General features: G+C 45.8%; 23 protein-coding genes. 10 read left to right on the top strand and 13 right to left on the bottom strand.

Annotated features, from left to right (window positions below):
- Positions 1 to 317 precede the first annotated feature (317 nt).
- Complete coding sequence (locus QUA00_RS03510) at positions 318 to 824, bottom strand: hypothetical protein (protein ID WP_333176087.1); 507 nt, start codon at positions 822 to 824, stop codon at positions 318 to 320.
- A 320-nt stretch (positions 825 to 1,144) separates the two neighbouring features.
- Between QUA00_RS03510 and QUA00_RS03505 the strand changes: the two genes are divergently transcribed.
- The 3 genes from QUA00_RS03505 to QUA00_RS03495 all read left to right on the top strand — a co-directional run bounded on the left by QUA00_RS03505 (position 1,145) and on the right by QUA00_RS03495 (position 3,368).
- The gene (locus tag QUA00_RS03505) at positions 1,145 to 1,465 is read left to right on the top strand and encodes a nucleotidyltransferase domain-containing protein (RefSeq protein WP_333408705.1); all 321 of its coding nucleotides are present in this window, start codon (positions 1,145 to 1,147) and stop codon (positions 1,463 to 1,465) included.
- Between the two features lie 175 nt (positions 1,466 to 1,640).
- Positions 1,641 to 1,970, top strand: coding sequence for a HEPN domain-containing protein (locus QUA00_RS03500; RefSeq protein ID WP_333142852.1), 330 nt, complete (start codon positions 1,641 to 1,643; stop codon positions 1,968 to 1,970).
- A gap of 135 nt (positions 1,971 to 2,105) precedes the next feature.
- A complete protein-coding gene (locus QUA00_RS03495) occupies positions 2,106 to 3,368 on the top strand; it encodes an MFS transporter (RefSeq protein WP_333408704.1) in 1,263 nt (420 codons plus the stop codon).
- A 126-nt stretch (positions 3,369 to 3,494) separates the two neighbouring features.
- On the opposite strand, the gene hisIE is transcribed toward QUA00_RS03495, so the two are convergent.
- The gene (gene hisIE, locus QUA00_RS03490; protein ID WP_333142854.1) at positions 3,495 to 4,145 is read right to left on the bottom strand and encodes a bifunctional phosphoribosyl-AMP cyclohydrolase/phosphoribosyl-ATP diphosphatase HisIE; all 651 of its coding nucleotides are present in this window, start codon (positions 4,143 to 4,145) and stop codon (positions 3,495 to 3,497) included.
- A gap of 352 nt (positions 4,146 to 4,497) precedes the next feature.
- Between hisIE and hemL the strand changes: the two genes are divergently transcribed.
- Positions 4,498 to 5,796: a glutamate-1-semialdehyde 2,1-aminomutase gene (gene hemL / locus QUA00_RS03485; RefSeq protein WP_333408702.1), complete on the top strand. Its 1,299-nt coding sequence runs from the start codon at positions 4,498 to 4,500 to the stop codon at positions 5,794 to 5,796.
- A gap of 395 nt (positions 5,797 to 6,191) precedes the next feature.
- Here the strand turns inward: hemL and QUA00_RS03480 are convergent, their stop codons facing one another.
- On the bottom strand, positions 6,192 to 7,232 hold the full coding sequence (locus QUA00_RS03480) for a tetratricopeptide repeat protein (RefSeq protein WP_333408701.1): 1,041 nt from the start codon (positions 7,230 to 7,232) through the stop codon (positions 6,192 to 6,194).
- Between the two features lie 319 nt (positions 7,233 to 7,551).
- On the opposite strand from QUA00_RS03480, the gene QUA00_RS03475 reads away from it, so the two are divergent.
- Positions 7,552 to 7,677 (top strand): hypothetical protein, encoded by a 126-nt coding sequence (locus tag QUA00_RS03475; protein ID WP_333408700.1) that lies wholly within the window; start codon positions 7,552 to 7,554, stop codon positions 7,675 to 7,677.
- 130 nt (positions 7,678 to 7,807) lie between these two features.
- Here the strand turns inward: QUA00_RS03475 and QUA00_RS03470 are convergent, their stop codons facing one another.
- From QUA00_RS03470 to QUA00_RS03445, 6 genes are all read right to left on the bottom strand, one after another.
- Positions 7,808 to 8,581 (bottom strand): BMC domain-containing protein, encoded by a 774-nt coding sequence (locus tag QUA00_RS03470; RefSeq protein WP_333101844.1) that lies wholly within the window; start codon positions 8,579 to 8,581, stop codon positions 7,808 to 7,810.
- A gap of 205 nt (positions 8,582 to 8,786) precedes the next feature.
- Positions 8,787 to 9,479: a carbon dioxide concentrating mechanism protein gene (locus QUA00_RS03465; protein ID WP_333408699.1), complete on the bottom strand. Its 693-nt coding sequence runs from the start codon at positions 9,477 to 9,479 to the stop codon at positions 8,787 to 8,789.
- Between the two features lie 289 nt (positions 9,480 to 9,768).
- A complete protein-coding gene (locus QUA00_RS03460) occupies positions 9,769 to 11,424 on the bottom strand; it encodes a ribulose bisphosphate carboxylase small subunit (protein WP_333408698.1) in 1,656 nt (551 codons plus the stop codon).
- Between the two features lie 156 nt (positions 11,425 to 11,580).
- Positions 11,581 to 11,886: a EutN/CcmL family microcompartment protein gene (locus QUA00_RS03455; RefSeq protein ID WP_006635057.1), complete on the bottom strand. Its 306-nt coding sequence runs from the start codon at positions 11,884 to 11,886 to the stop codon at positions 11,581 to 11,583.
- A gap of 277 nt (positions 11,887 to 12,163) precedes the next feature.
- Positions 12,164 to 12,505, bottom strand: a complete 342-nt coding sequence (locus QUA00_RS03450; protein WP_006635058.1) for a carbon dioxide-concentrating mechanism protein CcmK — start codon at positions 12,503 to 12,505, stop codon at positions 12,164 to 12,166.
- 96 nt (positions 12,506 to 12,601) lie between these two features.
- On the bottom strand, positions 12,602 to 12,913 hold the full coding sequence (locus QUA00_RS03445) for a carbon dioxide-concentrating mechanism protein CcmK (RefSeq protein ID WP_006635059.1): 312 nt from the start codon (positions 12,911 to 12,913) through the stop codon (positions 12,602 to 12,604).
- 690 nt (positions 12,914 to 13,603) lie between these two features.
- Here QUA00_RS03445 and QUA00_RS03440 point away from each other — a divergent pair.
- Together QUA00_RS03440 and QUA00_RS03435 are read left to right on the top strand one after the other, a co-directional pair.
- Positions 13,604 to 14,872 carry a transposase gene (locus QUA00_RS03440; RefSeq protein ID WP_333408697.1) on the top strand — a complete coding sequence of 423 codons (1,269 nt, stop codon included), beginning with the start codon at positions 13,604 to 13,606 and terminating at the stop codon, positions 14,870 to 14,872.
- Positions 14,873 to 14,930: 58 nt separating this feature from the next.
- Positions 14,931 to 16,805, top strand: a complete 1,875-nt coding sequence (locus QUA00_RS03435) for an NAD(P)H-quinone oxidoreductase subunit F (protein ID WP_333408696.1) — start codon at positions 14,931 to 14,933, stop codon at positions 16,803 to 16,805.
- 144 nt (positions 16,806 to 16,949) lie between these two features.
- On the opposite strand, the gene QUA00_RS03430 is transcribed toward QUA00_RS03435, so the two are convergent.
- Positions 16,950 to 17,561 carry a Uma2 family endonuclease gene (locus tag QUA00_RS03430; RefSeq protein ID WP_333408694.1) on the bottom strand — a complete coding sequence of 204 codons (612 nt, stop codon included), beginning with the start codon at positions 17,559 to 17,561 and terminating at the stop codon, positions 16,950 to 16,952.
- Between the two features lie 128 nt (positions 17,562 to 17,689).
- On the opposite strand from QUA00_RS03430, the gene QUA00_RS03425 reads away from it, so the two are divergent.
- A complete protein-coding gene (locus QUA00_RS03425) occupies positions 17,690 to 19,204 on the top strand; it encodes an NADH-quinone oxidoreductase subunit M (protein ID WP_333408758.1) in 1,515 nt (504 codons plus the stop codon).
- A 42-nt stretch (positions 19,205 to 19,246) separates the two neighbouring features.
- On the opposite strand, the gene QUA00_RS03420 is transcribed toward QUA00_RS03425, so the two are convergent.
- Positions 19,247 to 19,477 carry a hypothetical protein gene (locus tag QUA00_RS03420; RefSeq protein WP_333408693.1) on the bottom strand — a complete coding sequence of 77 codons (231 nt, stop codon included), beginning with the start codon at positions 19,475 to 19,477 and terminating at the stop codon, positions 19,247 to 19,249.
- A 39-nt stretch (positions 19,478 to 19,516) separates the two neighbouring features.
- Here QUA00_RS03420 and QUA00_RS03415 point away from each other — a divergent pair, with 39 nt between their 5' ends.
- Positions 19,517 to 20,683 (top strand): CO2 hydration protein, encoded by a 1,167-nt coding sequence (locus QUA00_RS03415; RefSeq protein ID WP_333142863.1) that lies wholly within the window; start codon positions 19,517 to 19,519, stop codon positions 20,681 to 20,683.
- A 632-nt stretch (positions 20,684 to 21,315) separates the two neighbouring features.
- Here the strand turns inward: QUA00_RS03415 and QUA00_RS03410 are convergent.
- Entirely contained in the window at positions 21,316 to 22,035 is a 720-nt protein-coding gene (locus tag QUA00_RS03410; RefSeq protein WP_333408692.1) for a PHP domain-containing protein, read from the bottom strand.
- Positions 22,036 to 22,451: 416 nt separating this feature from the next.
- Between QUA00_RS03410 and QUA00_RS03405 the strand changes: the two genes are divergently transcribed.
- The gene (locus QUA00_RS03405) at positions 22,452 to 22,574 is read left to right on the top strand and encodes a hypothetical protein (protein WP_333408691.1); all 123 of its coding nucleotides are present in this window, start codon (positions 22,452 to 22,454) and stop codon (positions 22,572 to 22,574) included.
- Here the strand turns inward: QUA00_RS03405 and QUA00_RS03400 are convergent.
- Positions 22,516 to 24,909: a bifunctional serine/threonine-protein kinase/ABC transporter substrate-binding protein gene (locus tag QUA00_RS03400; protein WP_333408690.1), complete on the bottom strand. Its 2,394-nt coding sequence runs from the start codon at positions 24,907 to 24,909 to the stop codon at positions 22,516 to 22,518. The genes QUA00_RS03405 and QUA00_RS03400 overlap by 59 nt on opposite strands.
- Positions 24,910 to 25,004: the final 95 nt, after the last annotated feature.

The following is a 25,004-nucleotide window of genomic DNA, read 5'->3' as shown; positions in this document are numbered from 1 at the left end:
TCGCAAGTATCCGTTTTTGCGCGGGTTCAGGAAACTTGACAGTATTGTTATATCAAATCTGTTAGCATCGGAGATTATTCCTATCACTCTTCTCTTCATCTGCGTGAATCAGCGTCAATCCCTTGTCATCTGCGGCCCAAGAAATTCTCTTTTTTTAACCGCAGATGAGGGCAGATAAACACAGATTAACGCCGATGAATATCAAATCCGGTGTTTACGATCGTTAAAATTTAAAAAATTAGCGGGGGGCGTGAATTCACGCCCCCCGCTGCAGGTTGAGTTTTTTTTCTCAACTCAACCTCTTAGCCTTCTGTCGATTAAACTTGGTTTTGGTAGCACCAGCCCAGCAGCGTACCGGCGACAGCCAACTTCAGCGCTTCCAAGGCAAAATAGCCTTGGTGCAGTAGATTCATGCCGGCGGGCACTTCTGCTGCGGAATCGAACAGATTTAGCTGCATTCCCAAGGCGCTCATTTGGGGTGTCAGGGCGTAGGTGTCAATCAGGGCGATCGCCAGAAGTACCAATGATAATAAGATTGCTGTGCGGCTGCGCTTGCCGAAGTCACCGACTAAATTGCTCAAAACCATCAAACCCGTTGCCACCAGGCCCGAACAGATTAACTCAACGCGGTTGAATCCCCAGAACATTAAATTCCCGGCTGTTGCAAACTCCGGTGATGTCGTCATGCCCGATACGTAGAGACTCGGCATAATTACTAGATCCAAAATCAGGCTAACGCTGAGCCAGAAAATTAGAGCCACCATGACAATTGCTTGCCAGCGCGGTTTGATTGATTCTACTCTTGATGTTGTAATAGCTGTCATATAATTAGACCCTCTAAAATTTTCTTCTGCCTTTTCTAGAGTTTAACTAACTTTTTTCTAAAATCGTGTTAAGTATTTTTAAATTAATGGTAACTTTTGTGTAACTAACTGAGAAGAATTGTTAAGCTGGCGGGTGTTCGTCTTCGATGGCTTTTTTTCGGATCGCTTCGCTAACGCCAACGGGCGAGCCAACAGCAACAGTTTAAAATTTATGGCGATCGTCAAAAATCTCTTGATAATTACTCATTGGAGGGAGAGACTCCAGAAATTTCATGTGTTATTATTACAGTGGATTTGAAAAATATTAAAAATGTTAGCAAATGATTGAAATGAACACAATCATGGAATTGAGTCGGGCAATAGCCAATAAATTCAAACCGCAAAAAATAATTTTGTTCGGCTCTTACGCCTATGGAAATCCCACAGAAGATTCGGACGTTGATATGTTGGTAGTTTTATCTTCGGATGGTAATAATCTTCGTAAAACTTGGGAAATATTAAATCAAACTCAGCCAAACTTTGCTGTAGATTTGTTAGTGCGAACTCCTTCGGAAATTGAACAACGTCTAGCTTGGAATGATTTATTTTTGCGGGAAATCATCGAGAAAGGAAAGGTGATTTATGAATCCGCTCACACTTGAATGGGTTGATAAAGCTGAGGGCGATTTTACTACAGCAATCCTAAATGATTCGTGTAATTCTTGTAGGGGCAAAACCCACGCCCGGTTGCCCCGCCTTGGCTGGGGTAGGCACGGGGAGTAGGGGTAGCACTACCCCTACATATTTTTACAAATGATTTAGGATTGCTATACAGCTTTGCGGGAATTGCGAGCGCGAAAATCTCCAAATTATGATGCGGCGTGTTTTCACGCTCAACAGTGTGCCGAGAAATATCTAAAAGCGCGTTTGCAGGAAGCAGTAATTTCTTTCAGCAGAACGCATAATTTGACTGTTTTGTTAGATTTGCTGTTGCCCGTTGAGCCTGGGTGGGATAAGCTTCGCACAAAACTTTTAGCGTTAACTGCTTTCTCCGTTGCCTATCGCTATCCGGGGGCTTCGGCTGATAAAGATACAGCGCGCGAAGCATTAAATTTTTGTCGCGAAGTTCGCGAACAAGTAAGGTTAAGTTTGGGTTTGACTCCATAATACCAAATCCTGCTTTAATACCTGCTTAATTCTTGAGTCCGCGAAGGCGGACTTCGTTTGTGTAGAGGCGGTTTCAACCGCCGACTGTTCATTAGTTTAGACGCGGTTTCAACCGCCGACTATTATAAATAATATATGCCTAAATTTCAATTATCCTCTTGGTTGCCCCGTCTCCCCCCTCAAGTCTGGATTCTTGCCGCCGGCAGATTCCTCTCCCAAAGCGGCACGGGTTTTACTTTATTTTACGCGCCGATATTTTTTGTCGATCGCGTCGGTTTATCTGCTACTGCTGTTGGGATTGGTTTGGGTAGCGGTTCAGTTTCAGGAATATTCGGCAGAATTTTGGGCGGTTCTTTTTGCGATTCCAAATTTTGGGGAAGGCGGCGAACTTTATTGCTGGCGACAATTATTTCGGCGGCCGCTTCTTTTATACTGGCGGGGACTAATGATTTCCCAGGCTTAATTGCGGGCAATTTACTGATGGGTTTTGGCGTGGGTTTGTATTGGCCTCCAACGGAGACGATGGTGGCCGATTTAACCGAGGGCGAACAGCGACAGGAAGCTTTTGCTTTGACGCGGCTTGCTGATAATTTGGGTTTGCAAGTTGGGATTATTTTGGGCGGTTTGTTGATTGAGGTAACTGGTAATTATCGATCGCTCTTTATTATTGATGGTATCTCGTTTTTAGTGCTGTTTGCGGTAGTTGCGATCGCGATCGCCGAAACCTACAAACCAGCTAATTCAGCGGATAGAGGCAAAAACAATCGGGAAAATGGCTGGATGGTGGCGCTGAGCGATCGCAGTCTTCTAGTTTATGCTTTAGTAAATACCCTGTTCACATTATATATTTCCCAAATCCAAACCACCATGCCGCTGTACTTTAGCAAGTTTGTCGCGGTGGGGACATCGGGAAAAGGCTTTTCAACAGGTACAATTACGGTTTTGTTTGCTTTTAGCACGTTTTTAACTGTGGCTTTGCAACTGCCGGTTGTTAAAGCTTTGAAGCGGTTTTCCCATCCAAAAGCTTTGATGATTTCTGCGCTGCTATGGGGAATGGGATTTATCGCGATCGGCTTGACGGGAATGGCTGCAACTGGCAATCTATTGTTAGCTGTTTTAGGCTTGAGCTTTTTGTCGGTTGCGACTGTTGCTTATACGCCTTTTGCTTCTGCTTTGGTGGTGGATTTAGCGCCAGAGTCTTTGCGGGGCGTGTATCTGGCGGTTAGTTCTCAGTGTTGGGCGATCGGCTATTTAATCGGGCCGCCGCTGGGGGGTTTGGCTTTGGATAGAGGTAAATGGGCGGCAGATAATTTTTGGTTGGGTTTGGCTTTGAGTGTGGGCGCGGCTATTTTTATTTTGCAAAAGCTCGATCGAATGTTGAAAAATAGCAGTCATTAGTTATTAGTCATTAGTCATTAGTTATTAGTCATTAGTTATTAGTCATTAGTCATTTGTTGCTGCTACCAATGCCCAATGCCCCATGCCCAATGCCCCATGCCCAATGCCCAATAACCAATAACTAATTTATTTTCGTCGATCGCCCAATTTGCGGTAAACTGCTCTTAAATCAACTTGATGGTGAGCCAAAGCAACCAAAGCGTGATAAAATAAATCCGCAACTTCCCCAGCAATCCCCTCTTTGTCGTCATCTTTGCAAGCCATCACAACTTCCGCCGACTCTTCGCCAATCTTTTTGAGAATCTTGTTGTCGCCGCCCTCGAACAACTTGCAAGTATAAGAACTTTCGTTAGGATTGTCGCGCCGATCGCAAATTACCGCAAATAATTGAGATAACATATCCCCTGGCGGCGGTGAAATTTCCCCATCAACTTGGTGAAAACAACTTCTTTCTCCGGTGTGACAAGCAATATCTCCGACTTGTTCGACTGTCACCAGCAAAGCATCGCTATCGCAGTCGTAACGCAGCCCTTTGACATTTTGAACGTGTCCCGAAGTCGCGCCTTTGGGCCACAATTCAGCGCGAGAACGACTCCAGAACCAAGTTTGCCCGGTAGAGAGCGTTTTTTGCAGCGACTCCCGATTCATCCAGGCCATCATTAACACCGTACCGTCCAAATAATCTTGGACGATCGCAGGCACTAAACCGCGATCGTCGTAACGGATCTTTTCAATTGGGATCGATCGGCTCAAACTCGATAAATCAGTAGTAGACATAATTTTATTTCAACTTGGTAATATAGATTAACGCTTTCCTGTCGGAGATTGTTTTTTTTATTAACCGCAGAGAACGCAGAGGACGCAGAGGAAGAGAGAAGATTGAGCAAGTGATGGCTAAATTGTCAAGAACTATTTTACAAAAAATTACATTTTAGGGCGATTCCCTACGGGATAGCTTCGCTTCACGGTGCTAGTGCGACAAAGCCTAAAAAACCCCACCTAGTATTGCTACTCATTGGTTTGTACCCTAAAATCTACTAGAATAGTTTCCTTGAATCGACCTAACCTTTATGTTGAACTGGCTATAAAATTATTCTACCAACAACAGACGTTCACTAAGGAGAAAACATTGGTTTCCACAACCTTGAAAACGACCAAATCAGAAGAAATTTTCGCCGCAGCCCAGAAGTTGATGCCAGGTGGCGTCAGTTCCCCCGTCCGCGCTTTCAAATCCGTAGGCGGACAGCCCATCGTCTTTGACAGGGTAAAAGGAGCCTACATTTGGGATGTTGACGAAAACCAATACATTGACTATGTAGGCACTTGGGGCCCAGCCATCTGTGGCCACGCCCACCCGGAAGTCATCAAAGCCTTGCACGAATCTTTAGAAAAAGGTACGAGTTTCGGCGCACCATCGGTGTTGGAAAACGTACTCGCCGAAATGGTCATTGATGCGGTTCCCAGCATTGAAATGGTGCGATTTGTCAACTCCGGCACCGAAGCCTGTATGGCCGTTTTGCGGCTGATGCGAGCTTTCACCGGACGCGATAAACTGATTAAATTTGAAGGCTGCTATCACGGGCACGCCGATATGTTCTTGGTAAAAGCCGGTTCCGGCGTGGCAACTCTGGGCCTTCCCGACTCTCCAGGCGTCCCGAAATCCGTTACTGCCAATACCCTCAACGCTCCCTACAATGACTTAGAAGCAGTCAAAGCTTTATTTGCCGAAAATCCCGGCGAGATAGCAGGCGTAATTCTGGAACCAGTGGTGGGGAATGCCGGTTTTATTACCCCGGATGCAGGTTTTCTCGAAGGTTTGCGGGAAATTACTAAAGATAACGGTGCTTTGTTAGTTTTTGATGAAGTAATGACCGGTTTCCGCATCGCCTACGGCGGAGCTCAGGAAAGATTCGGTGTCACGCCGGATTTGACTACTTTGGGTAAAGTTATCGGCGGCGGTTTGCCGGTGGGAGCTTACGGGGGAAGGCGGGATATTATGGGGATGGTGGCTCCTGCTGGGCCGATGTATCAAGCGGGTACGCTTTCGGGAAATCCTTTGGCGATGACTGCTGGGATTAAGACTTTGGAATTGCTGCAAAAACCCGGCACTTACGAACAGTTGGATAAGATTACTAAAAAACTGTCTGACGGATTGCTAAAAATTGCTAAGGAAGCGGGACACGCGGTTTGGGGCGGGCAAATTAGCGGGATGTTTGGCTTGTTTTTTGCGGCTGGCCCGGTTCACAATTACGAGGATGCGAAGAAGTCGGATTTGACGAAGTTCAGCCGCTTTCACCGGGGAATGTTGGAGCACGGAATTTATCTTGCTCCTTCGCAGTTTGAGGCGGGATTTACTTCTTTGGCTCATACTGACGAAGATATCGATCGAACTTTGGCGGCAGCGCGTGAAGTGATGGCAAGTATTTAACCTGTTTAGTAAGGATGTTCGTCCTTAACACTCAGGAATAAATCATTAAAGTCCTTACTGTTTGTTGGCAGTAAGGACTTTAATTTTTAACTCCTACCCAATCTGCGTTAAAAACCTCTTGATCAGGGCTTACGCAGGGGGCGAGAAACCCGGTTTCTAGAAGATTTTGCGACGACTCACGATAAATATACGCAGAAACCGGGTTTCTGAGGTATTGTTTTTTTGGGATGACCTACTTAATGACGAATGAGTAATGACTGCTGACTCATTAGACTGGAATTGCATACATTCACAAAGTATATTTAAATGCCTCTGCGTTGCATCAGCAGTTTCCCAGTCGCTCAAAGATTTATGCAATAAGTCTAATAACTAAGGACTAATGACTACTGACTAAATCAATCATTAATAAATTCACTTTCACAGATAATCGAGTCTCTGTTCTCTAAATCTTCTTGATTCCAAACCGCGTTTAATGCTGCGGAACTTAAGGAAGTTGACATCGTATTTAAGGTTGTGTTGTAGTATTCTACAGCATTATTAAGTTCCACCTGCGGCGCTTCTTTGAAGTACGAATTAATATCCGGCGTGCACCGCTGGGCTTGGTAGTATACATAAGCTTCAGCATTAATGCACATTACGTGGTAAAAATCCTTATTTGCTGCCGCCACATCTCCAAGTTTATACAGCGCTAAACCCCGGTTGAGATAAGCTTTAACATAGTTCGGATCGAGTTCCACTGCTTTGTCAAAGTCTTCAATTGCCAACTGCATTTGTTTTAATTTATAGCGAACGCAACCTCTGTTATAATAGGCATAAATATTTTGTGGATCGATGGCGAGTGCAATGTTGTAATCGGCCATCGCCTGCGTATTGTCTCCTAGTTGGTGGTAACAGAGACCTCGATTTATGTAAGCTTTGATATATCTAGGATTCAACCGCAGCGTTTCGTTAAAGTTTTCCGTTGCTGCCTCTTTTTCTCCCAAAAGGTAGTAAGCGCGCCCCCGGTTGTAATAGGTTTTATAATTGTTGGAATTGATAGATAGAGCTCGATTGTAGTCTTCTATTGCTTCTTCGTAATTTCCTAAATTAGCAAGTACAAGTCCCCGGTTGTTGTAGATAGCGTGGCTGTTAGGCTTATTTGCTAAAGCACAGTTTAAATCTTCAATGGCTTTGTCGTGTTCTCCGAGATGACGCCAAGCATTGCCTCGATTCAAGTAAGCCTCGAAGAAGTTAGGATTGATATCTAGGGCTTGGCTGAGGTCTGCGATCGCTTTTTGGTAGTCTTTCATGTAATAGTAAACCAAGCCGCGATTGTTATAGGCTTTGGCATCGGCGGGATTGACTTGCAGTATCTGATCGAAGTCCTCAAGTGCCGCTTCATAGTTTCCTTTCTTGGCGCTGTGCAAACCGCGCTTGTAAAATTGTTTGAGGTTCATAGGTCAACTTTCAGGATTGCTTGATTCTGGGGGTTGATTCCTGTGCAGTCAGTTTTGAGTTAGAGGGCCGTTCATCTGTTGGAAGAGCATCCACCTGGGGTCAGAGTAACTCTTGAATGATTCCCGGCAATCTACCGTATACAGGATTTTGGGTTTATTTTAACAGTAGTTAAATCCTGTTGAAAGGCTCTGCGCCTCGGCTGGAGTTAAGCTGTGTTGCATCTAGATTGCCTATGGTATTAGAGAGGGAGAAGGGGAGAGGGGGAGAGGGGGAGAGGATTTGGCGATTTTTGATCGGGACTCGAAATATACAATTTAAATGCACAACAGCTTACTTATTAGTCAGTTCGATTGTTTACCCGATCGACTTAATCTCAAAAGTCTAGTTTTACTTGGTGCTCTGGGTTTCTTGATGCGGCGGCGATCGGCTCGATCGCCCAATTAAGTTTGAGGCCGCTACTCAGTATAAATTGTTGCCAGCAGTCCTACCGAGTAAACTCTATATTTTTTTGACAAACTTCGTCTCAGTATTTGCGGCAGTACGTCTCTACAAACTTTTGTTGCCTAATTACCAATTACCGATTGATTTCCTCTTCCACATAAACTCTCAATTTCTCCAAATCTGGAAGTTCGATCAATTCTTGTTCCTTTTCCTTAACCGACACGGGCATCATCACAGGTTTACGCTGCTCGATCCAGCAACTCGCCAGAGGTAAAGTTTGTTCCAAATCTTCCAAAGGTCTCGGAATTACCATCACCGCGTTCAACTCGCCAATTCTCTCAGCTTCGTACATCCCTGCCTCTACGGCCACTGCTACATCTGCAACGGCACCGCGAATAATTGCCGTGCACAAACCGGCGCCAATTTTCTCGTAAGCTGCCAAGTGTACGTCTGCGGATTTGAGCATAGCATCGCAAGCGCCGACCATTGCCGGGAATCCCCGGGTTTCGAGCAAACCGATCGCCTGATTGCTAAGCCGAGAATAACTGCCTTTTTCCGAAAGTTCAGTCAGCCGAAAGCCGATCGGCAAAACCACTTCCAAATTAGCCAAAGGTCTAGCAATCACCAACTTAGAAACAAACTGCCCGAACTGTTCGGCAGTTTGAGCTCCCGCTTCCACAGCCAAACGCACATCCGAAATTCTGCCCCGGACGATCGCGGTACAGTGACCGGAACCAATTTTTTCGTATCCTACTAAAATCACTCCTGCCGACTTGAGCATCATGTCAGCAGTCCCCACAATTGCCGGAAAACTCTTGGTGGATACCAAACCCAAAGCAGTGTCTTTGAAGTATTCCTGGCGCTGCGATCGCTCTTCGTGACTGTTACGATCTGTTTGTCCGTCCATCTTCTATTACCCTTAGAAACTTCCCAAAATAAAAATTTGTTGATAGTTTATAGTTTCTCAGATGAGAAGACAGACTGCACGAGCTACAAAACACTGATTGCTGCTGCAAGGCCTGACAAATTGCTGAGCTACCAATAATATGAGATTACCTATTGATATTTGATCTTTCTGCCTTTAGCATAGCTGGCTTTTGCCGAAATGACGGCTACCCGGTACCGCCCGATAGAGTTTGGCCGTTTTCCTCCGATCGATTAAAAGCTTGCCGGTGCGGAAACAGCGTCCCCAACAGCCGATTGATGTGAGCTTGACCGTACAGAATAGTTGGCGTTTCCCCTGGTTGGGGCGGCTCTGCGGCGGTGGATTCCGGCGGGTCTGGGGCAGTCTCCGGCGCAGTTTGAGGCGGTGTTTGGGCGGGTTGTGGCGGCTCGATCGGCTCGATCGGTCGATCGACTGGTGGCGTAGTGGCTTCGGGGGTTTCTGGTGATGTTGGCGCTGCTGTTGGCGCTGCTGCGGTTGCTTCTGTTGCGGTTGCTTCTGCGGCGACTTGGCGGCTGGTATCTCCCATTAGAGAACCTGCTGGCATAATTTGCATTTTGTCGATACAAGGATTGATTAGCGTCGTCGCGGCGCCAATACAGGCATTTTCCCCGATCGTTCCCGCACCTACCACCAGCACTCCTGCACCCAGAATAACGCCCGCCGCGATTTCCAGAGTACCTTCACGGGCGTGAAGGATAACTCCCATACCGATACAGGCACCGGCGGCGATCGAGATCCGGCTTCCGGGCTCTGCTTGCAGGATTGCTCCAGGGGCGATCGCCGCACCCTCATTCACAACTACATCGCCACTCATCAAAATCTGAGAGTTGCTACTTAATTGCAGTGGCGATAAATACATTCGACTTCACCATGAAAGGAGCTATTTTTTTCGATAAAACGACTTTAAATTATGGGTTTTCTCGACTGATAAATTTAACCATGTCAATCTAAGAAACGATAATTTACTAATACTGAGAAGCTTGATGCTTTAACGTTTTATAGAAACTTTCAGAAGATTCTAGATTTTGACCAACATTTGTCAATCGAGCTTTTTAACTATCTCAAATCCAACTTCAATCCGCTGGGGTTTCTCCCGTTTGCCCCAGCGCGAGGGCTTAACGGGAGAAACAAGCTAATTACCTAGCAAATTAAGGACGCTGGATAATTTCTTCCAGTACCCGGCGCTTGGCCTTGGAGTCGATGCCCAGCAAGCGGACGTACTCGCCGCTGTGTTCTTTGAGACAGCTTTCGAGGGCAGAAATCACTTCCGATTCGCGGTTGGATGAGATCGGGGCGCAACTGCTCCAAGAACCGGTGCGGAAACGGCGCGCGTCGGCGTGTTCCGTGCCAATTTTGTAGCCTTGGGAAAGCAGGTTGCGGATTTGGTCGATCGTCTTGCCGGTCAAACTTCCGCTGCTCGCCGAACCAGTCGAAGCTGCTTTGTATCCCGATGTTGCTGCCGACTTAGATGTTCCTGCCGGCTTAGCCGATTGACCAACCGGGCCGTCAGGACGCTGAATAATTTCTTCAACTATGCGTCGCTTAGCTTTCGGGTCAATCCCGATCAAGCGCACGTACTCGCCCTGGTACTCGTTCATCACAGCTTCCAAAGCGGCGATCGCCTCAGATTCGTTTTTCACTTGCAGCGAAGCCCCGCTTTGCCAAGAACCGGTGCGGAAGCGGCGCGCGTCGGCGTGTTCCGTCCCCACCTTGTAGCCTTGAGCTAGCAAGCCGCGAACCTGAGCCACTGTTTCGGCACTCAATTTTCCGCTTGACACGGAACCGCTATTGTGGTTTGAAGCTTGTTGTGCAACTTTACCGTTAGATTGGTGAGTTTTCGCACCGTTAGAACCGTTAGAGCCGTTGTCTCCCGGTCTTTGGACGATTTCTTCTAGTACGCGGCGCTTGGCTTTGGTGTCAATCCCGATCAAGCGGACGTATTCTCCTTGGTGCTCGGCCATGCAAGCTGACAAAGCCGCGATTACTTCTGAGTCGCGCTTTGAGGAAATCGGGCCGCAAGTACGCCAAGAACCTGTACGGAAGCGGCGTGCGTCGGCGTGTTCGGCTCCCACGCTGTATCCTTGAGCTAGTAAATTGCGGATGCTATCGGCAAGAGTTGAACTCAATTGGGTGCCGGCATTGGTAGAATATTTGGTTTGAGTCATATTTGGGTTTTTAGTTTGCTCGTTGCGAATTGGTGCTAGACAGGCGATGTTCTCAGCGCAGCGATAACCCGTTCTCAGAGCGTCATTGATGCCGATGACATGGGTCGCAAATTGAATGTCAGAATCTTGAACGTCAGGCAAGCGATCGGCTTGCTTCTGATTAGTGATGATGGCTCCCGAAGGTACGTACTTACCGGGGGGAATCTCCACATCTTTAATTAGTACGTGCATCATGACAATGCAGCCGTTGCCCACTCTGGCATTGAACACCGTAGAGCGAAAGCCGATAAAGCAGTTCTCGCCCACGTAGGCAGGGCCGTGAATTAAACTCATGTGGGTGAGGGAAGTATTTTTCCCCACCCACACAGAATAGGATTTGTCGTCGTCTCCTGTGACTCGGCCTTGTTCTAGGCCGTGAATCACTACTCCGTCTTGAATGTTGCTTCCTTCTCCGATATAAAAAGGAGTGCCTTCATCGGCGCGGATAGATGTCCCGGGGGCAATCATCACATTAGAACCGATATGCACATCCCCAATAATGTTAGAAAAGGAATGTACGAAGGCGGTGTCGTGAATTTTGGGCTCAGCCAAGTTTTTCGACCAAGGCGTCGGGGGAGCCGCAACGTTGCGGACTGCCATAAATTAAGTTCTCCTAATCTGAAAAATTTTTTGTTAGTTGTTAGTTGTCAACTGTTCACTGTTCACTGTCAACTGTTCACTGTTAGCTGTTCACTGTCAACTGCCAACTATCAACTGCCAACTGCCAACTGCCAACTGTCAACTGCCAACTGCCAACTAGCCGTACGGGTCGTCTTTTTTACTGTAAATGAGGCGGTTTTCTACATTGACAGTATCTATAATGCCTACTACTAGAGCATCGATCGGACGGTTTTCACTTCCGGGCGCGATCCGGGCTGCGCTGCCTCGGGTTACTAAAACCCATTCATCTATACCTGCGCCCACACAGTCAGCGGCTACCTCATAGCCGGGAACTGGCGAACCTTCCTCATCGATGAATTGCAGCAGTAGAAATTTCGATCCTCTCAGCGTCGGCTCTTTTTGGGTACTGACAACTGTGCCGAGAACTTTGGCCATTTGCATTTTAGGTAATAGGTAATAGGTAATTGGTAACTGTCATTTTTACAGGGTCACTTGTCTTTTTTTTATTAGCTTTGCTCAGTCCGCTGTCCGCCGTTTAGAGTTATTCGTCTAGTAACTAATGACTCATGACTAATGACTAATGACTCATGACTAATGACTCATGACTAATAACCAATATCCCATACCCACCTCAATTAAAAATTAAAAATGCTAAATCAAAAACAGCGCGATTTTTAATTTTTAATTACCAAACGCCCCTAACAGCCGTGAGCCTATCTTATGATCTGTTGAGGGGGCGAATGCCGCTCACGCCTTCACGGAACTGTTCTACAGCTTCGGTGTAGCGAATCGGCAGTACGTACTCCAAGTTTTCGTGAGGGCGGGCGATAATGTGGGTGGACATCACTTGTCCGCCGTTAACGCGCTTCACTGACTCTACTCCGGCGGCGACAGAAGCTTGCACTTCCGAGACATCTCCTCTTACAATGACCGTAACCCGAGCGCTACCGATTTTTTCGTAGCCTACCAAGGTGACGCGGGCTGCTTTGACCATCGCGTCAGCGGCTTCTACCACTGCGGGGAAGCCTAGGGTTTCGATCATGCCAACTGCAATTGCCATTGGTTTTACTCCTGATTGAATATTTGGGGAACTAAACAGTTAATTTTTGACGATCGCACAAATTTTCCTTTAACGAAATTTTTGTGCGCTAAGAACTTAGTAGCCTCGGAACTGTTCTACTGCTTCTGTATATCGAATCGGCAGAACGTATTCTAGGTTTTCGTGGGGGCGAGCGATGATGTGGGTAGAGACGACTTCTCCGCCGTTCACCCGCTTGACGGATTCCACTCCTGCTGCGACTGAGGCTTGGACTTCCGACACGTTGCCGCGCACAATTACGGTGACGCGGGCGCTGCCGATTTTTTCATAGCCCACGAGGGTAACGCGGGCAGCTTTGACCATAGCATCGGCAGCTTCCACAACAGCGGGAAAACCTTTTGTCTCAATCATTCCCACGGCAATTGACATTTTTGAATCTCCTTTGAGGATGAGCGAAATTACCGTTACAAATCTTTGAGAAATCTAAAAATTTGGACGGGGAGGCCCACATTTATTAGTAAGGCAGTGTAAAGCTTCCTATCCTATAAGAATAGGGGAAGCTGTCCACCTTGACAATATAAACTAACATCATAATGTTTAATAACAAAAATTAAAATTTTTTATGTTACTTAAACTAATTTAATATTTATTTAATAATCTTAATATAGAGAGGGGTAGAAGCCGACGGCGAAGGGGGATTAAAGTAAGTAATAATACTCATAAAGTAGAGTTCGGTATGTGAAGCCGGAGCTGAGTCACTGCCGGGAAACTTGGGGATTCCCAAAGGGGGATCGCAGGGAAATCGGCAAAAAAGGCAGTCTTTGCCCATCGGCAGGCATTTGTTTCTTTGAGTGCCTCGCCTGCTCAGGAGGTAATTTTATCTTGAGAGAATTCTCAGTTTTGATGATTTAATGTATAGTGAATCTTGGGTGCAAATTATTTTGCCACAGCTATACGATCGGGTTTAGTGAAAGTTTTAGGGTATCGCGCGATCGCCCGCGACAGTTTTTGTATTGTAAAACTTCATGGAGTTTATAAGCAATTATAAACAATAATGGTATTCTATTGTTGTGAGTGTTGAACAAGGAATACGCATAGCCCAAAAAACCCAACTCTCAAATGCAACTAACACAGAGGCACATCATTAAATCAACGTCACACCGTTTCGCCCAAATAGACGAACTAGCTTTCAAGTCCAAAAACCTCTACAATGCCGCCCATTACGTCATTCGTCAGAGTTTTATTTATGGGTGGGGTTATGTCAGTTATAACGAAATGAACCGATTGATGAAGTCTCATGAAGTTTACAAGGCTTTGCCTGCCAAAGTAAGCCAGCAAATCTTAATGGTGTTAGACAAGAATTGGAAATCGTTTTTTGAAGCCGTTAAAGCTTACAAAGCTGACTCTTCAAAATTCACGGGTCGCCCAAAATTGCCAAAGTACAAAGATAAGACTAAAGGGCGAAACCTTCTCGTCTACACGATTCAAGCGATTAGTAGTAAACAGTTGAAGAAAGGAATCATTAAACTTTCGGGGACTGAACTTTTAATTAAAACCCTACTCAATCCCAACCAGATTTGTCAAGTTAGACTGGTTCCGAAATGTGATTCCTATGTAATTGAGATAATTTATGATGAACCGGAGTCCACCATCAGCAATGCCAACTCTGTAGCTAGTATTGATTTAGGACTAGATAATTTAGTGGCGTTAACTTCAAATCAACCGGGATTTATCCCTTTGTTGATTAACGGGCGACCATTAAAATCGATTAACCAGTTCTATAACAAACGCAAATCCCGATTACAATCCCAGTTAAAAGGGAACCGCAAAACTTCACCCCGGATTCAGCGCTTAACTCGTTGTCGCCATCAAAAAGTTGATAATTACTTGCATCATGTTAGTCGTGTGATTGTTGCGATTTTAAATACCAAACAAATTGGGACGCTAGTAATTGGCAAGAATGCACAGTGGAAAACTGAAATTGATCTAGGGAAGCAAACCAACCAAAACTTTGTTAGTATTCCTCACTCTCGATTAATTGAAATGTTGGAGTACAAAGCTCGGTTGGCGGGAATCAATGTAATTGTGCAGGAAGAATCCTACACATCGCGGGCCAACTTCGTGGGTCTAGACCCAATCCCTGTCTACGGGAAAACAGAAAAAGAGCCAATGTTTACTGGTAAGCGTATTAAGCGAGGTTTGTACAAAACATCGACTGGTCAGTTAATTAATTCTGATATCAACGCTTCGTACAACATCCTCAGAAAAGCAATCCCAAATGCGTTCAGCGATGGGATAGGGAGCTGCGTAGTTGGGCCAATGCGGGTTAATCCGCTCAAAGTAAAAGTGAAGGGGGAGGGGCTTGAAGCCTCCCATGCCTATAAATGACTATACTTTTACCAGCTATAAAGGCAGCCAGTAATTTGAAGTTTAAGGGATAAATTAAATGACTCAATTTCTCCTCCAAGCCTGTTGGTGGGTACCTTTATATGGCTTAATAGGCGCAATTTTAACTTTGCCGTGGTCTACGGGCACCGTTCGCAGAACAGGCCCGAGACCTGCAGCATACTTCAATTTGCTGATGACGGTGTTAGCTTTCATACACGGATCAGTTATTTTTACAGCGACTTGGGATCAACCGCCCCAACAGTTGCTCGTGCACTGGGTGCAAGCAGCCGATTTAGATTTGTCTTTTGCAATAGAAATCTCCACCGTCAGCGTGGGAGCAATGGAGTTAGTTAGTGTTCTGAGTTTGCTAGCACAAATTTACGCTCTAGGCTACATGGAAAAAGACTGGGCGCTAGCTCGATTTTTTGGGCTGATGGGTTTTTTTGAAGCGGCAATTAGCGGCATTGCCATTAGCGACTCGCTGCTTCTAACTTACGCTTTGTTGGAAGTGCTGACGCTTTCAACTTACTTGCTAGTCGGGTTTTGGTACGCTCAACCGCTGGTAGTAACAGCCGCTAGAGATGCGTTTTTAACCAAGCGTGTAGGAGACGTGCCGCTGCTGATGGGAGTAGTGACGCTTTCAACTTTAGCGGGAAGTTTGAATTTTTCCGATTTGGAAATATGGGCTGAAACTGCAACTTTGTCTCCTGTAGTGGCGACTTTTTTAGGTTTGGCTTTAATCTCTGCACCTACGGCCAAGTGCGCTCAATTTCCCTTCCATTTGTGGCTTGACGAGGCGATGGAAGGGCCCAACCCGGCTTCGATTATGCGGAATACGGTAGTTGTGGGCGCTGGGGCTTATGTTTTGATTAAACTTCAGCCTGTTTTAGCGCTTTCGCCGATCGCCGATGCGGTGTTGGTGGTTTTGGGTGCGGTGACGGCTGTTGGCGCTTCCTTGGTGGCGATCGCCCAAATCGACATCAAAAGAGCACTATCGCATTCTACCAGCGCATCTTTGGGTTTGGTGTTTATCGCCGTGGGGCTAAATCAAGTTGACATTGCTTTGCTGTTGCTGTTCGCGCACTCGATCGCCAAAGGCCTATTATTCATGAGCGTAGGGTCAATTATTACCACAACTAACACTCAAGATTTAACAGAGATGGGTGGGTTGTGGTCGAAGATGCCTGCCACGACTACGGCTTATTTAGTAGGCGCTGCGGGGATGGTAGCGCTGTTGCCTCTGGGCAACTTTTGGGCGATGCGGCGCTGGCTCAACGGTTTTTGGACTTTGCCTTTGTGGCTGGTAATAGTGCTGCTTTTAGTTAACGGTTTGACAGCACTAAATTTAACTCGCATATTCGGTTTAGTGTTTGCTGGAAAACCGCAGCCGAAAACTCGCAGAGCTCCAGAAGTTGGTTGGCAGATGGCTTTGCCGATGGTAATTTTGACCGTAATGGGGCTATTAGTGCCTTGGATGTTGCAGCAGTGGCAATTGTTAATTAGTTGGACTGGGCCTGGGGCGGAAACGGGGGATTTTGATACTTTAAATTTGCTGTTGAAGACTCTGCATCTTCCGCTGTTAATGTTATCTGGGTTGATAGGCGTTGCGGTTGGGGTAGCGATTTATTGGTACGGGGTTTTACCTCGACCGGTACGGCTGCCGGTGCCGGCGTTGCAGGATTTGTTTGCTTACGATTTTTATATCGATCGAGTTTACCGCGTGACTGTCGTTTGGGCTGTGGCTTTTATTTCTAAAATCAGCGCTTGGACTGATAGGTATGTGGTGGACGGGGCGGTGAATTTGTTTGGTTTTGCGACAATTTTCAGCGGTGAAGGGTTGAAGTACAGTGGCACCGGTCAGTCGCAGTTTTATGTGTTGACTATTGCGACGGGGGTTGCTGTGTTGCTAGCGTTGATTATTTGGCAGTTTTAAACTGCAGAGATTGGCAGATGAATTTTTCGGGGTTTGTCTGCTTTTTGTCTGATGTTATTTAATTTTCAACCGCAGATGAGGGCGGATGAACGCAGATGAACGCAGATGATTTTATTCTGGGTTTGTCTGCTTTTTTATTTAGTTTTACTCAAAATCGATCGGCCACAATTCTGTCACCGCAACTTCCCAACCGGGCAAAAGTTCGGGAATTGAAATCATGTCGCCGTCTCTCAATACCACTGGCTCGGCTGTCGGAGTGTAAATTGTTACTGTGCGCTTGTCTGGGTCGATTAATATTCCTACTTTTGCTCCGAGTTCGATGAATGATAGAATTTTTTCTCGCAGGGGTTTGAGGCGATCGCACTGAGATTTGATTTCTACAACTAAGTCGGGAACGAGTTCGGCAAAATACCTTTTGCTTTGTTTGAGGCGATCGGCTATTACAAAAGAAACATTAGGAGCTCTCAGATCGGAATTGGGGAGAATAAACCCGCCGCTAGATTCAAATACTCGTCCGAGTTTGCGAGGTTTGACCCAGTTAAGCAAAAGACTGCCAAACTCTGCCCCAATTTCGCTCGATACAATGTCTGATGGGCCCCTAACGATAATCTTCCCGTCTACGAGTTCTAATTGGTAGTCTAGATGTGCTTCCGAGAGTATACCTTGCAGTTGTTCTAAGTCGGCAACTGTTAGCCTGGTGGAAGGATAGGCCGATCGAATTTGCAAATCTTCCCGATCGGTAAGACTTGAGGTCATAGGAGGATTCCAGAGACATTTGAATCTATGTTAACAAGAAAATCAGCCGATCGCTTTTTTATGCAGTTGGTTTGCGTTAATGTTAAATATAGTTCTAAAAACTGCGTAATAAAGGAAAGTTTTAATTGATGCTCAGTGCTTTAATCTGGATACCAATGTTGGCGGCCGCCCTGATTGGGCTCTGGCCCGGTGCGATCAGTTCTAAAATAGTTCGGAATGTCGCGATCGCCATTGCGGGTATAACTTTTATTCTATCGGTGATTTTGGCAGTTCAGTTTGATGCCAGTACCAGTCAGTTGCAGTTTTCGGAATTTATCCCTTGGATAGATGCTTTGGGATTGAATTACAATCTCGGCGTTGATGGTTTGTCTCTGCCTTTGGTAATTTTAAATACTCTGCTGACAGGGCTAGCTATTTACGCTACGGATGAGTCGATCCGCAGACCTCGACTTTATTATTCTTTGATTCTGTTAATTACAGGCGGCGTAACAGGGGCTTTTTTATCTCAAAATTTGCTGCTGTTTTTCCTGTTTTTTGAGGTAGAATTGATTCCGCTTTACCTGTTAATTGCGATTTGGGGAGGCGAGCGCCGGGGTTATGCTGCTACTAAGTTTTTAATCTATACTGCATTTTCGGGAATTGTGCTGCTGGCTGCTTTCTTGGGGACTGGTTGGCTTAGTGGTGCTTCTAGTTTCGATATGGTTGGTGCAGCGGGCGCATCGCATTTGCAAGGAGGATTGCCATTGCCTTTGGTAAGGCAAATTGTTTTGCTGGCAGGGGTGTTGCTGGCTTTTGGAATTAAGATGCCTTTGGTGCCTTTTCATACTTGGCTGCCGGATGCTCACGTAGAAGCTTCGACGCCGGTTTCGGTGCTGCTGGCGGGGGTGCTTTTGAAGCTGGGAACTTATGGGATGCTGCGCTTTGGTTTGGGTTTGTTTCCAGATGCGTGGGCGGTGGCGGCGCCGACTTTGGCGAGTTGGGCGGTGGTAAGCGTGCTTTACGGGGCGAGTTGCGCGATCGCCCAAAAAGATATGAAAAAAATTGTAGCTTACAGTTCGATCGCTCACATGGGCTACATTTTGTTAGCTAGCGCCGCAGCTACTCCGATTAGTATGCTGGGAACAGTTTTGCAAATGGTTAGCCACGGTTTAATTTCGGGGCTGCTATTTTTGAGTGTCGGCGTTGTTTACAAAAAATCCGGCACCCGCAACATCGATGTGCTCAAAGGTTTGTTCAATCCCGATCGCGGTTTGCCGATGATTGGCAGTTTAATGATCCTCGGCGTGATGGCTAGTGCCGGCATTCCCGGTTTGGCTGGATTTATTGCTGAATTTTTGATATTTCGGGGCAGTTTGCCAGTGTTTCCGGTGCAAACTTTGCTCTGCATGATCGGCACTGGTTTAACTTCAGTTTACTTTTTACTTATGGTCAACCGCGCCTTTTTCGGCCGCCTTTCGGATGTGGTGGAAAATTTGCCCCAAGTCCGCTGGCGCGATCGCATCCCTTCGCTGGTTTTAGCCATAATTATCGCAATCATGGGAGTGCAGCCGGGAGTTTTAGTTGCTTTGAGCGAAAAAACTGCGATCGGAATGGTTGCTAATGTGCCACCGCAAGTTAAAGCGATCGCTCAAAACTTGAAATAAAATATGACCTAGGTTCGTAGCATCGGACATCTTGCAGCAATCTCAATAAGAGGATTTTTCGGGGGGTCGGGCGGGTTTATAGAACCTATTTGCAAGCTTTAAGGCTGTTGGCGAACCCGCCCCTACGGCTAATTGAGAATGGTGCAACATCTCAGTAGCATCGGACTTTAGTCCTATGGCAGTTTTCAATCCCATGAAATACAGCAGACGGCTGTAGGGAGACGGCACTGCCGTGTCCCTACCTATTCCATTCATCAGTGTATCCGTGTTCAAATCCTTGTCGTTCCTTCCTTCAATTAAGGTTAAATAAGAATGAAAAGTACCGTATTAAAACCCTCTTCCCATCCCCTATCCGCATACATTGACCTCTTGGAATCAGGCAAAGCTTTGCTTCCCGAATCGGCGGAAAATGTAGTAGAAGTTGTCGGCATTCTCAAGAGTTACGGTGTGGTTCTCGATGCCTATTCTCGCAATCTCAATTATATTGCAGAAGAACAGTTTTTAGTGCTTTTCCCGTTTTTTAAATATTTCAACGGAGAGGTAACGCTGCCCAAATTAATGCGCTATTTGTGGCACGATCGCATAAATTTTGAGTATGCTGAGTATGTTATGAAAACTATGCTGTGGCACGGCGGCGGGGGTTTTGACACTTATTTGGATACCCCGGAATTTAGCAGTTTGGTCGAAAAGGCGATCGCTGCTAAACTGAAAGGCAATTTTTTCATGCAGGGACTCAACAAAGCATTTCCTAATTTTTTGCCGGAACAAGTGCGGATGCTGGCTTACTACACCGGTCTCGGTCAGTTTTGGCGGGTAATGAGCGATTTGTTCATAGACTTATCTGATGCCTACGAAGCCGGTAAAATTAAGTCGATCGCAGAAGTAGTTGATTTTGTCTTAGCAGGTTTGGTTAGCGCCGCCAGTTTACCAATTACCTACAGCGTCAAGATTGGCCCTCAAGTCTACGATATCATTCCGGCGAGCGCTAACTTAACATTTTTACCAGATGTAGCAGTGCCTTATGTAGAGTCAATTTTCTTTCGGGGCACTGCGTTTTTTGGTACAGTTTCCTACAACGCTCAAGCTCATCAAATCCCGGAAGAACAAAGAGAATTTGCCTACGGGGCTTTGTTTGCTGACCCTTTACCGATTGGAGGTGCAGGGATTCCGCCAACTCAATTAATGCAAGATATGCGTCATTATTTGCCGGAGTATTTGCACGAAGTTTATCGCACTAGCTGTCGCGGTGAAGACGATGTGCGGGTGCAAATTTGCCAGAGTTTTCAAAAGTCGATGTTTTGCGTGACGACGGCGACTATTTTCGGTCTAGCACCTCATCCAATGAATACATCAGATCCAGAGGAAAGAAAGGCTAATCGGGCTTATTTGGAAGGTTGGATGGATCGATTTGGGAATTCTCGCTTGGATTGGGCAAATCAGCCAACTAATAGGGCCTGTCAGTTGTTCCCCGAACGGTAGAAGGGCGACTGGTTTTTAGGGAGAAATGTCTCTAGGAGTTGCCAAAATATTACCTGAAGAAAGCAATTGCTTTCTTTGGGAAGGCGAAAGCTCATCCTGGCGATCGCAATGATATCATGTCCATTAAAATAGCCCTTATAAGGCAAGTAGTGAAAACTTCAGTCCACAGACTTTTATGAGGACTGAAGTCCTCACTACCAAACAATTTTATATAGCAATCCTAAATCATTCTCATAATTATTGTAGGGGCAATCCGACCCCTACTCCCCGTGGTTGCCCTATAGATAGGGGGTAGGCACGGGGAGTAGGGGTAGCACTACCCCTACAAATTTATCTGAATCATTTAGGATTGCTATAGTAGTCATTTTAGCGGACATAATAGACCTCTTGCAAAAATAATTAGGACGGGCTCTTCGGCCCATCCCACAAGAGTTATTTTTTCTTGTGGGATGGGCCGAAGAGCCCGTCCCATCAATTGAGGAAAAGGATTTTTGCAAGAGGTCTAATATGACCTGAGAAACTGTTTTTTTACTGTTTATTTTCGGCTCATTATGATTGCTTTCATAAGAGATATATCCGCTAACGCTTAGACTGGTAATGACAGGATAAAGCACTTGTTATTTCCGAACTATTTAGATTCGGACGAGAAGACTCAGCCCGTGAGAGTCCGTGCCACAAGTTCCCAGCAAACCATAAGTTTCTGCTAAATCTTTCACTAAAGCAGTTTGTTTGGGACTCGGTTTCCAAGGATTTGGATTACCGTAAGCATAGTAAATTTCTAGACCGTCAATGCCAAAACGGGCTGCTTCTGGGATTAGTTTATCTGCAGTCGATCGATACCTGCAAGGATGTGCGAGAACTGCTAAACCTCCTGCTTCATGAATAGCTTCAATTACCCTGGCTGCTGAATAACAATAAGTGCCTTCAGTGCTTTTACCTCGTAGGTATGGTTGGAGACTGGGATGTTGCGGATCAAAGGCGTAACAGAGAATGTGTACCTCATTGTTGAGCAATTCGGCATTAATTTCAGCGCCTGTCCAGAGACTAGGTGCTTCGCTATTTTTGTCAGGATGGTTTAATTTCCAATTATCCAGCCAAATTTGAGCTTTAACGTAGCCTTCGGTGCTGTGGTGGTCGGTGATAGCTAAGCCTTTGAGACCGCGGGCTATGGCTTGTTCCATCAATTTCTCTGGCTGCAATCGCCCGTCGGAGTAGACTGTGTGCATATGAAAATTATAGGAACCCGGACAGCTATCGGCATCAATTGTCTGAAAGACTTGTTTGAGTGCTGAGATATTCTGGGCTTCTGGTCGGAGACTAGAAGCGGGGGAGGCAGCGAAGTTGACAGCCATAAGCGTTATTATAAAAAAAACTAACCTTGTTTAATATATCTAATAAATTGATATGTTGCACCTGTGGCAATAGTCGGCCGTAGGATTGAAACATCTGGCGGATGGTTGCGTTCGGCACAAGATATCAATTCACTCGCACATCTTGCACAATTCTTTATCCAGATTTTTATTGTCGGGTGGGGGCCGGTTTATGAGATTATTGATTTTAAGCAATTTATAGTTGGTAAAACCCGCCTCTGCAGGTTTTGGGAGAATGCCACAAGATATCAATTCTTCCCACATATTGCATCATTCTTAACAACAGGCAAGATGCCTGTTCCACAAAGAGGAAATTTTCTTGTAAGGTTTGTGGAAAATGCCACAAGATATCAATTCAATCGCACTTTAAAATTGCATCATTCTTAACAACAGGCAAGATGCCTGTTCCACAAAGAGGAAATTTTCTTGTAAGGTTTGTGGAAAATGCCACAAGATATCAATTCAATCGCACTTTAAACCTGCGGCTGCGGCTGTGGGAAATTCGATCGGCACAAATGTAACTCCAAACTGTTCTCTAGCACACGGAACAATATGCGCCACTCCTTTAGGAGGGTTTTTGCGATTGCCGGTCTTTGAGTCAAACTCAATTATACCCGTGGCTCCCTCGGCTTTAAAATTTGGATCGGCTAAGGTTTGTTGCATTCCTTGGCGGGTTGGTTCTGGCTGCATTTCTAGGGCTTTAATCAGCGTGCGGGCTGCATCGTAGGTTAAAGCCGATCGAGTATTTACCGGGCCTCCCCACAACTTTTCAGTATTTTGAGGAAATTTTTTGTCAAAACTGGTTAAAGGATGCCAGAACACAGATATAGCTAGTTTTTCGACAGACTTTAGCTGTTTGGCAGCTTCTAAAGTTCTCCAATCGTAGAGTCCCCAAGACGCGACAATCCAATGGCGATCGTTGTTAGCTTTAATCATATCGATCGCATTTGGCTGGGCATTAGTGACTTGACCGTCGGGAATTAAAAGTAACGCTATTTTGCCGGCTTTCTCAAGTTTTTTTATTGCGGCTTCGGCGTTAAAATTATTTTTAGATAAGTCGTAAAACTCTCTAAGCCTGATAGTCGTTCCTCCTTGCGCTTCAAATTGCTTTTTGAATTCTTCCCACAAAGAAGCGCTGAACGGACTGTTGGGATTGTAAAATACTGCAACTTTTTTCTCACCGAGCGAGAGCAGTTGATTTACTAAAGCTTCAGCTTCGATGCTAGTTGTCGGAGCAGTCCGAAAGAAAAATTTTCGAGGTTTTCGCGTCAGTTCTTCGGTGGTACTTCCCGGAGAAAGAGCGACTAATTTATTGCGATCGTAAATATCTACTGTTGCCAAAGTCATCTCGCTGGCATAGTGTCCGATAACTGCTAAAATATCTGGTTGAGCGACTAAAGAATTTGCCCTTTTAATTGCCTCTAACTTGAGATTTGCATCATCGGCAATGATGACTCTGAGACCTTTACCGTTAATAGATTTCGGTTCGATAAATTCTTGACCGGGAAAGTCTTGATTGCGCTCTTTTGCAGCAATCGCGCCTAAATTAACTTCGGTTTGAGCTTGAGCAATGCCGCGCAGCAGTTCTTCTGCTAAATTTGCGTTAGCGATGCTACCGTCGGGATTTCTGAGGATGGGAACAACGATCGCGATCGTGTAATATTCTGCATTTATTGCCTTCAGCAGGGCATTGTTGATATAAATTAAAGTTTCTGGATCTCTGCGGTCTTCTCGCCAGGACTGTTTGAGCAATTTCAAAGCATCAGGATAATTTGAGTCGGCCAACTCACTAATTCCCCTTTGTTTTGACCAAAGGGGCGAGGTTTGCACTAGGAGTTTTTCGCCAGAACTTACACCATCTGGGGAGGGTACAGCCACCGTTTGTGGCGGGGAAATTCTGGGGATTAAAAATGCGATCGCCAATGCAGCGCCCAGTCCCGCAACTCCGAACAGCAGCCCGCGCCAGCCCGATCGCAACTTCCGCGAAGTTTTGGGTACTTGGGGCCCTGCGACGATCGACAAATCCAAGTCTTGCAAAACTTCATCAACCGATTGGTAGCGCTCTTGAAAGTGGAAACGCACCATCTTGGTTAACATATTTTTGAGCTTGTAGCTAACAGGTTCAGATGTTAAATAATCCCAGACAATTTCACCAGTTTCGGGGTCTTGCGGCAGATTGGTGGGACGCCGCCCGGTGAGGGCTTGAATCGCGATGATTCCTACTGCATAAATATCATTGTAGGGTTGCGGCAGAGACCGCGTATCGTGTTGTTCGGCAGGCATATAACCCCTGGTGCCGATCGCCTGCGAGCTGAATATTTCACCTGTAGAGTTAGAGGTAAAAGTGCCGATTTCTTTGACTGCCCCAAAATCAATTAAAACAATTTGTTGATCTGTTTTACGCCGAATTAAGTTAGAAGGTGTAATATCGCGGTGAATAATATTTTCTTGGTGGACTGATTTTAATATTTCCAGAACTTCTCGCAACAAAGCAACGGTATTTTTCTCATTCCACCGATCGCCCGCAGTGAGTTCTTTACTGAGCTGATGTCCTTTAACGTATTCTTGCACTAAGTAAAAATAATCGTTTTCTTCAAAGCTATCGAATAATTCGGGAATGCGCGAGTTTCTCCCCAGACGGCGCAAAGCGCTAGCCTCCCCTTCAAATCGGTTCCTTGCCCTCTCCAAGACGCGCGGATCGTTCGATGGGGGAAAAGGAATTTCCTTAACAACGCACAGAGGATTATTAGGTGTGTTTATTTGTACAGCCGTGTAGGTTCTAGCAAACCCTCCCTCTCCCAACAAAGCGAGAATTTCGTACCTTTCATGCAGGATATGCCCTAAGTTGACACACATAAATTTTCCAACACCTCTTTACAGGCTGCGGCTTTTCATGTTAATTATAAACTTTTTTATGTCCACATACAGCTTGGCAACATATCAAATTCCTC

This window comes from Microcoleus sp. T2B6 (genome assembly GCF_036700475.1).
Lineage (GTDB): Bacteria > Cyanobacteriota > Cyanobacteriia > Cyanobacteriales > Microcoleaceae > Microcoleus.
This window is presented reverse-complemented; position numbering and strand designations above follow the sequence as displayed.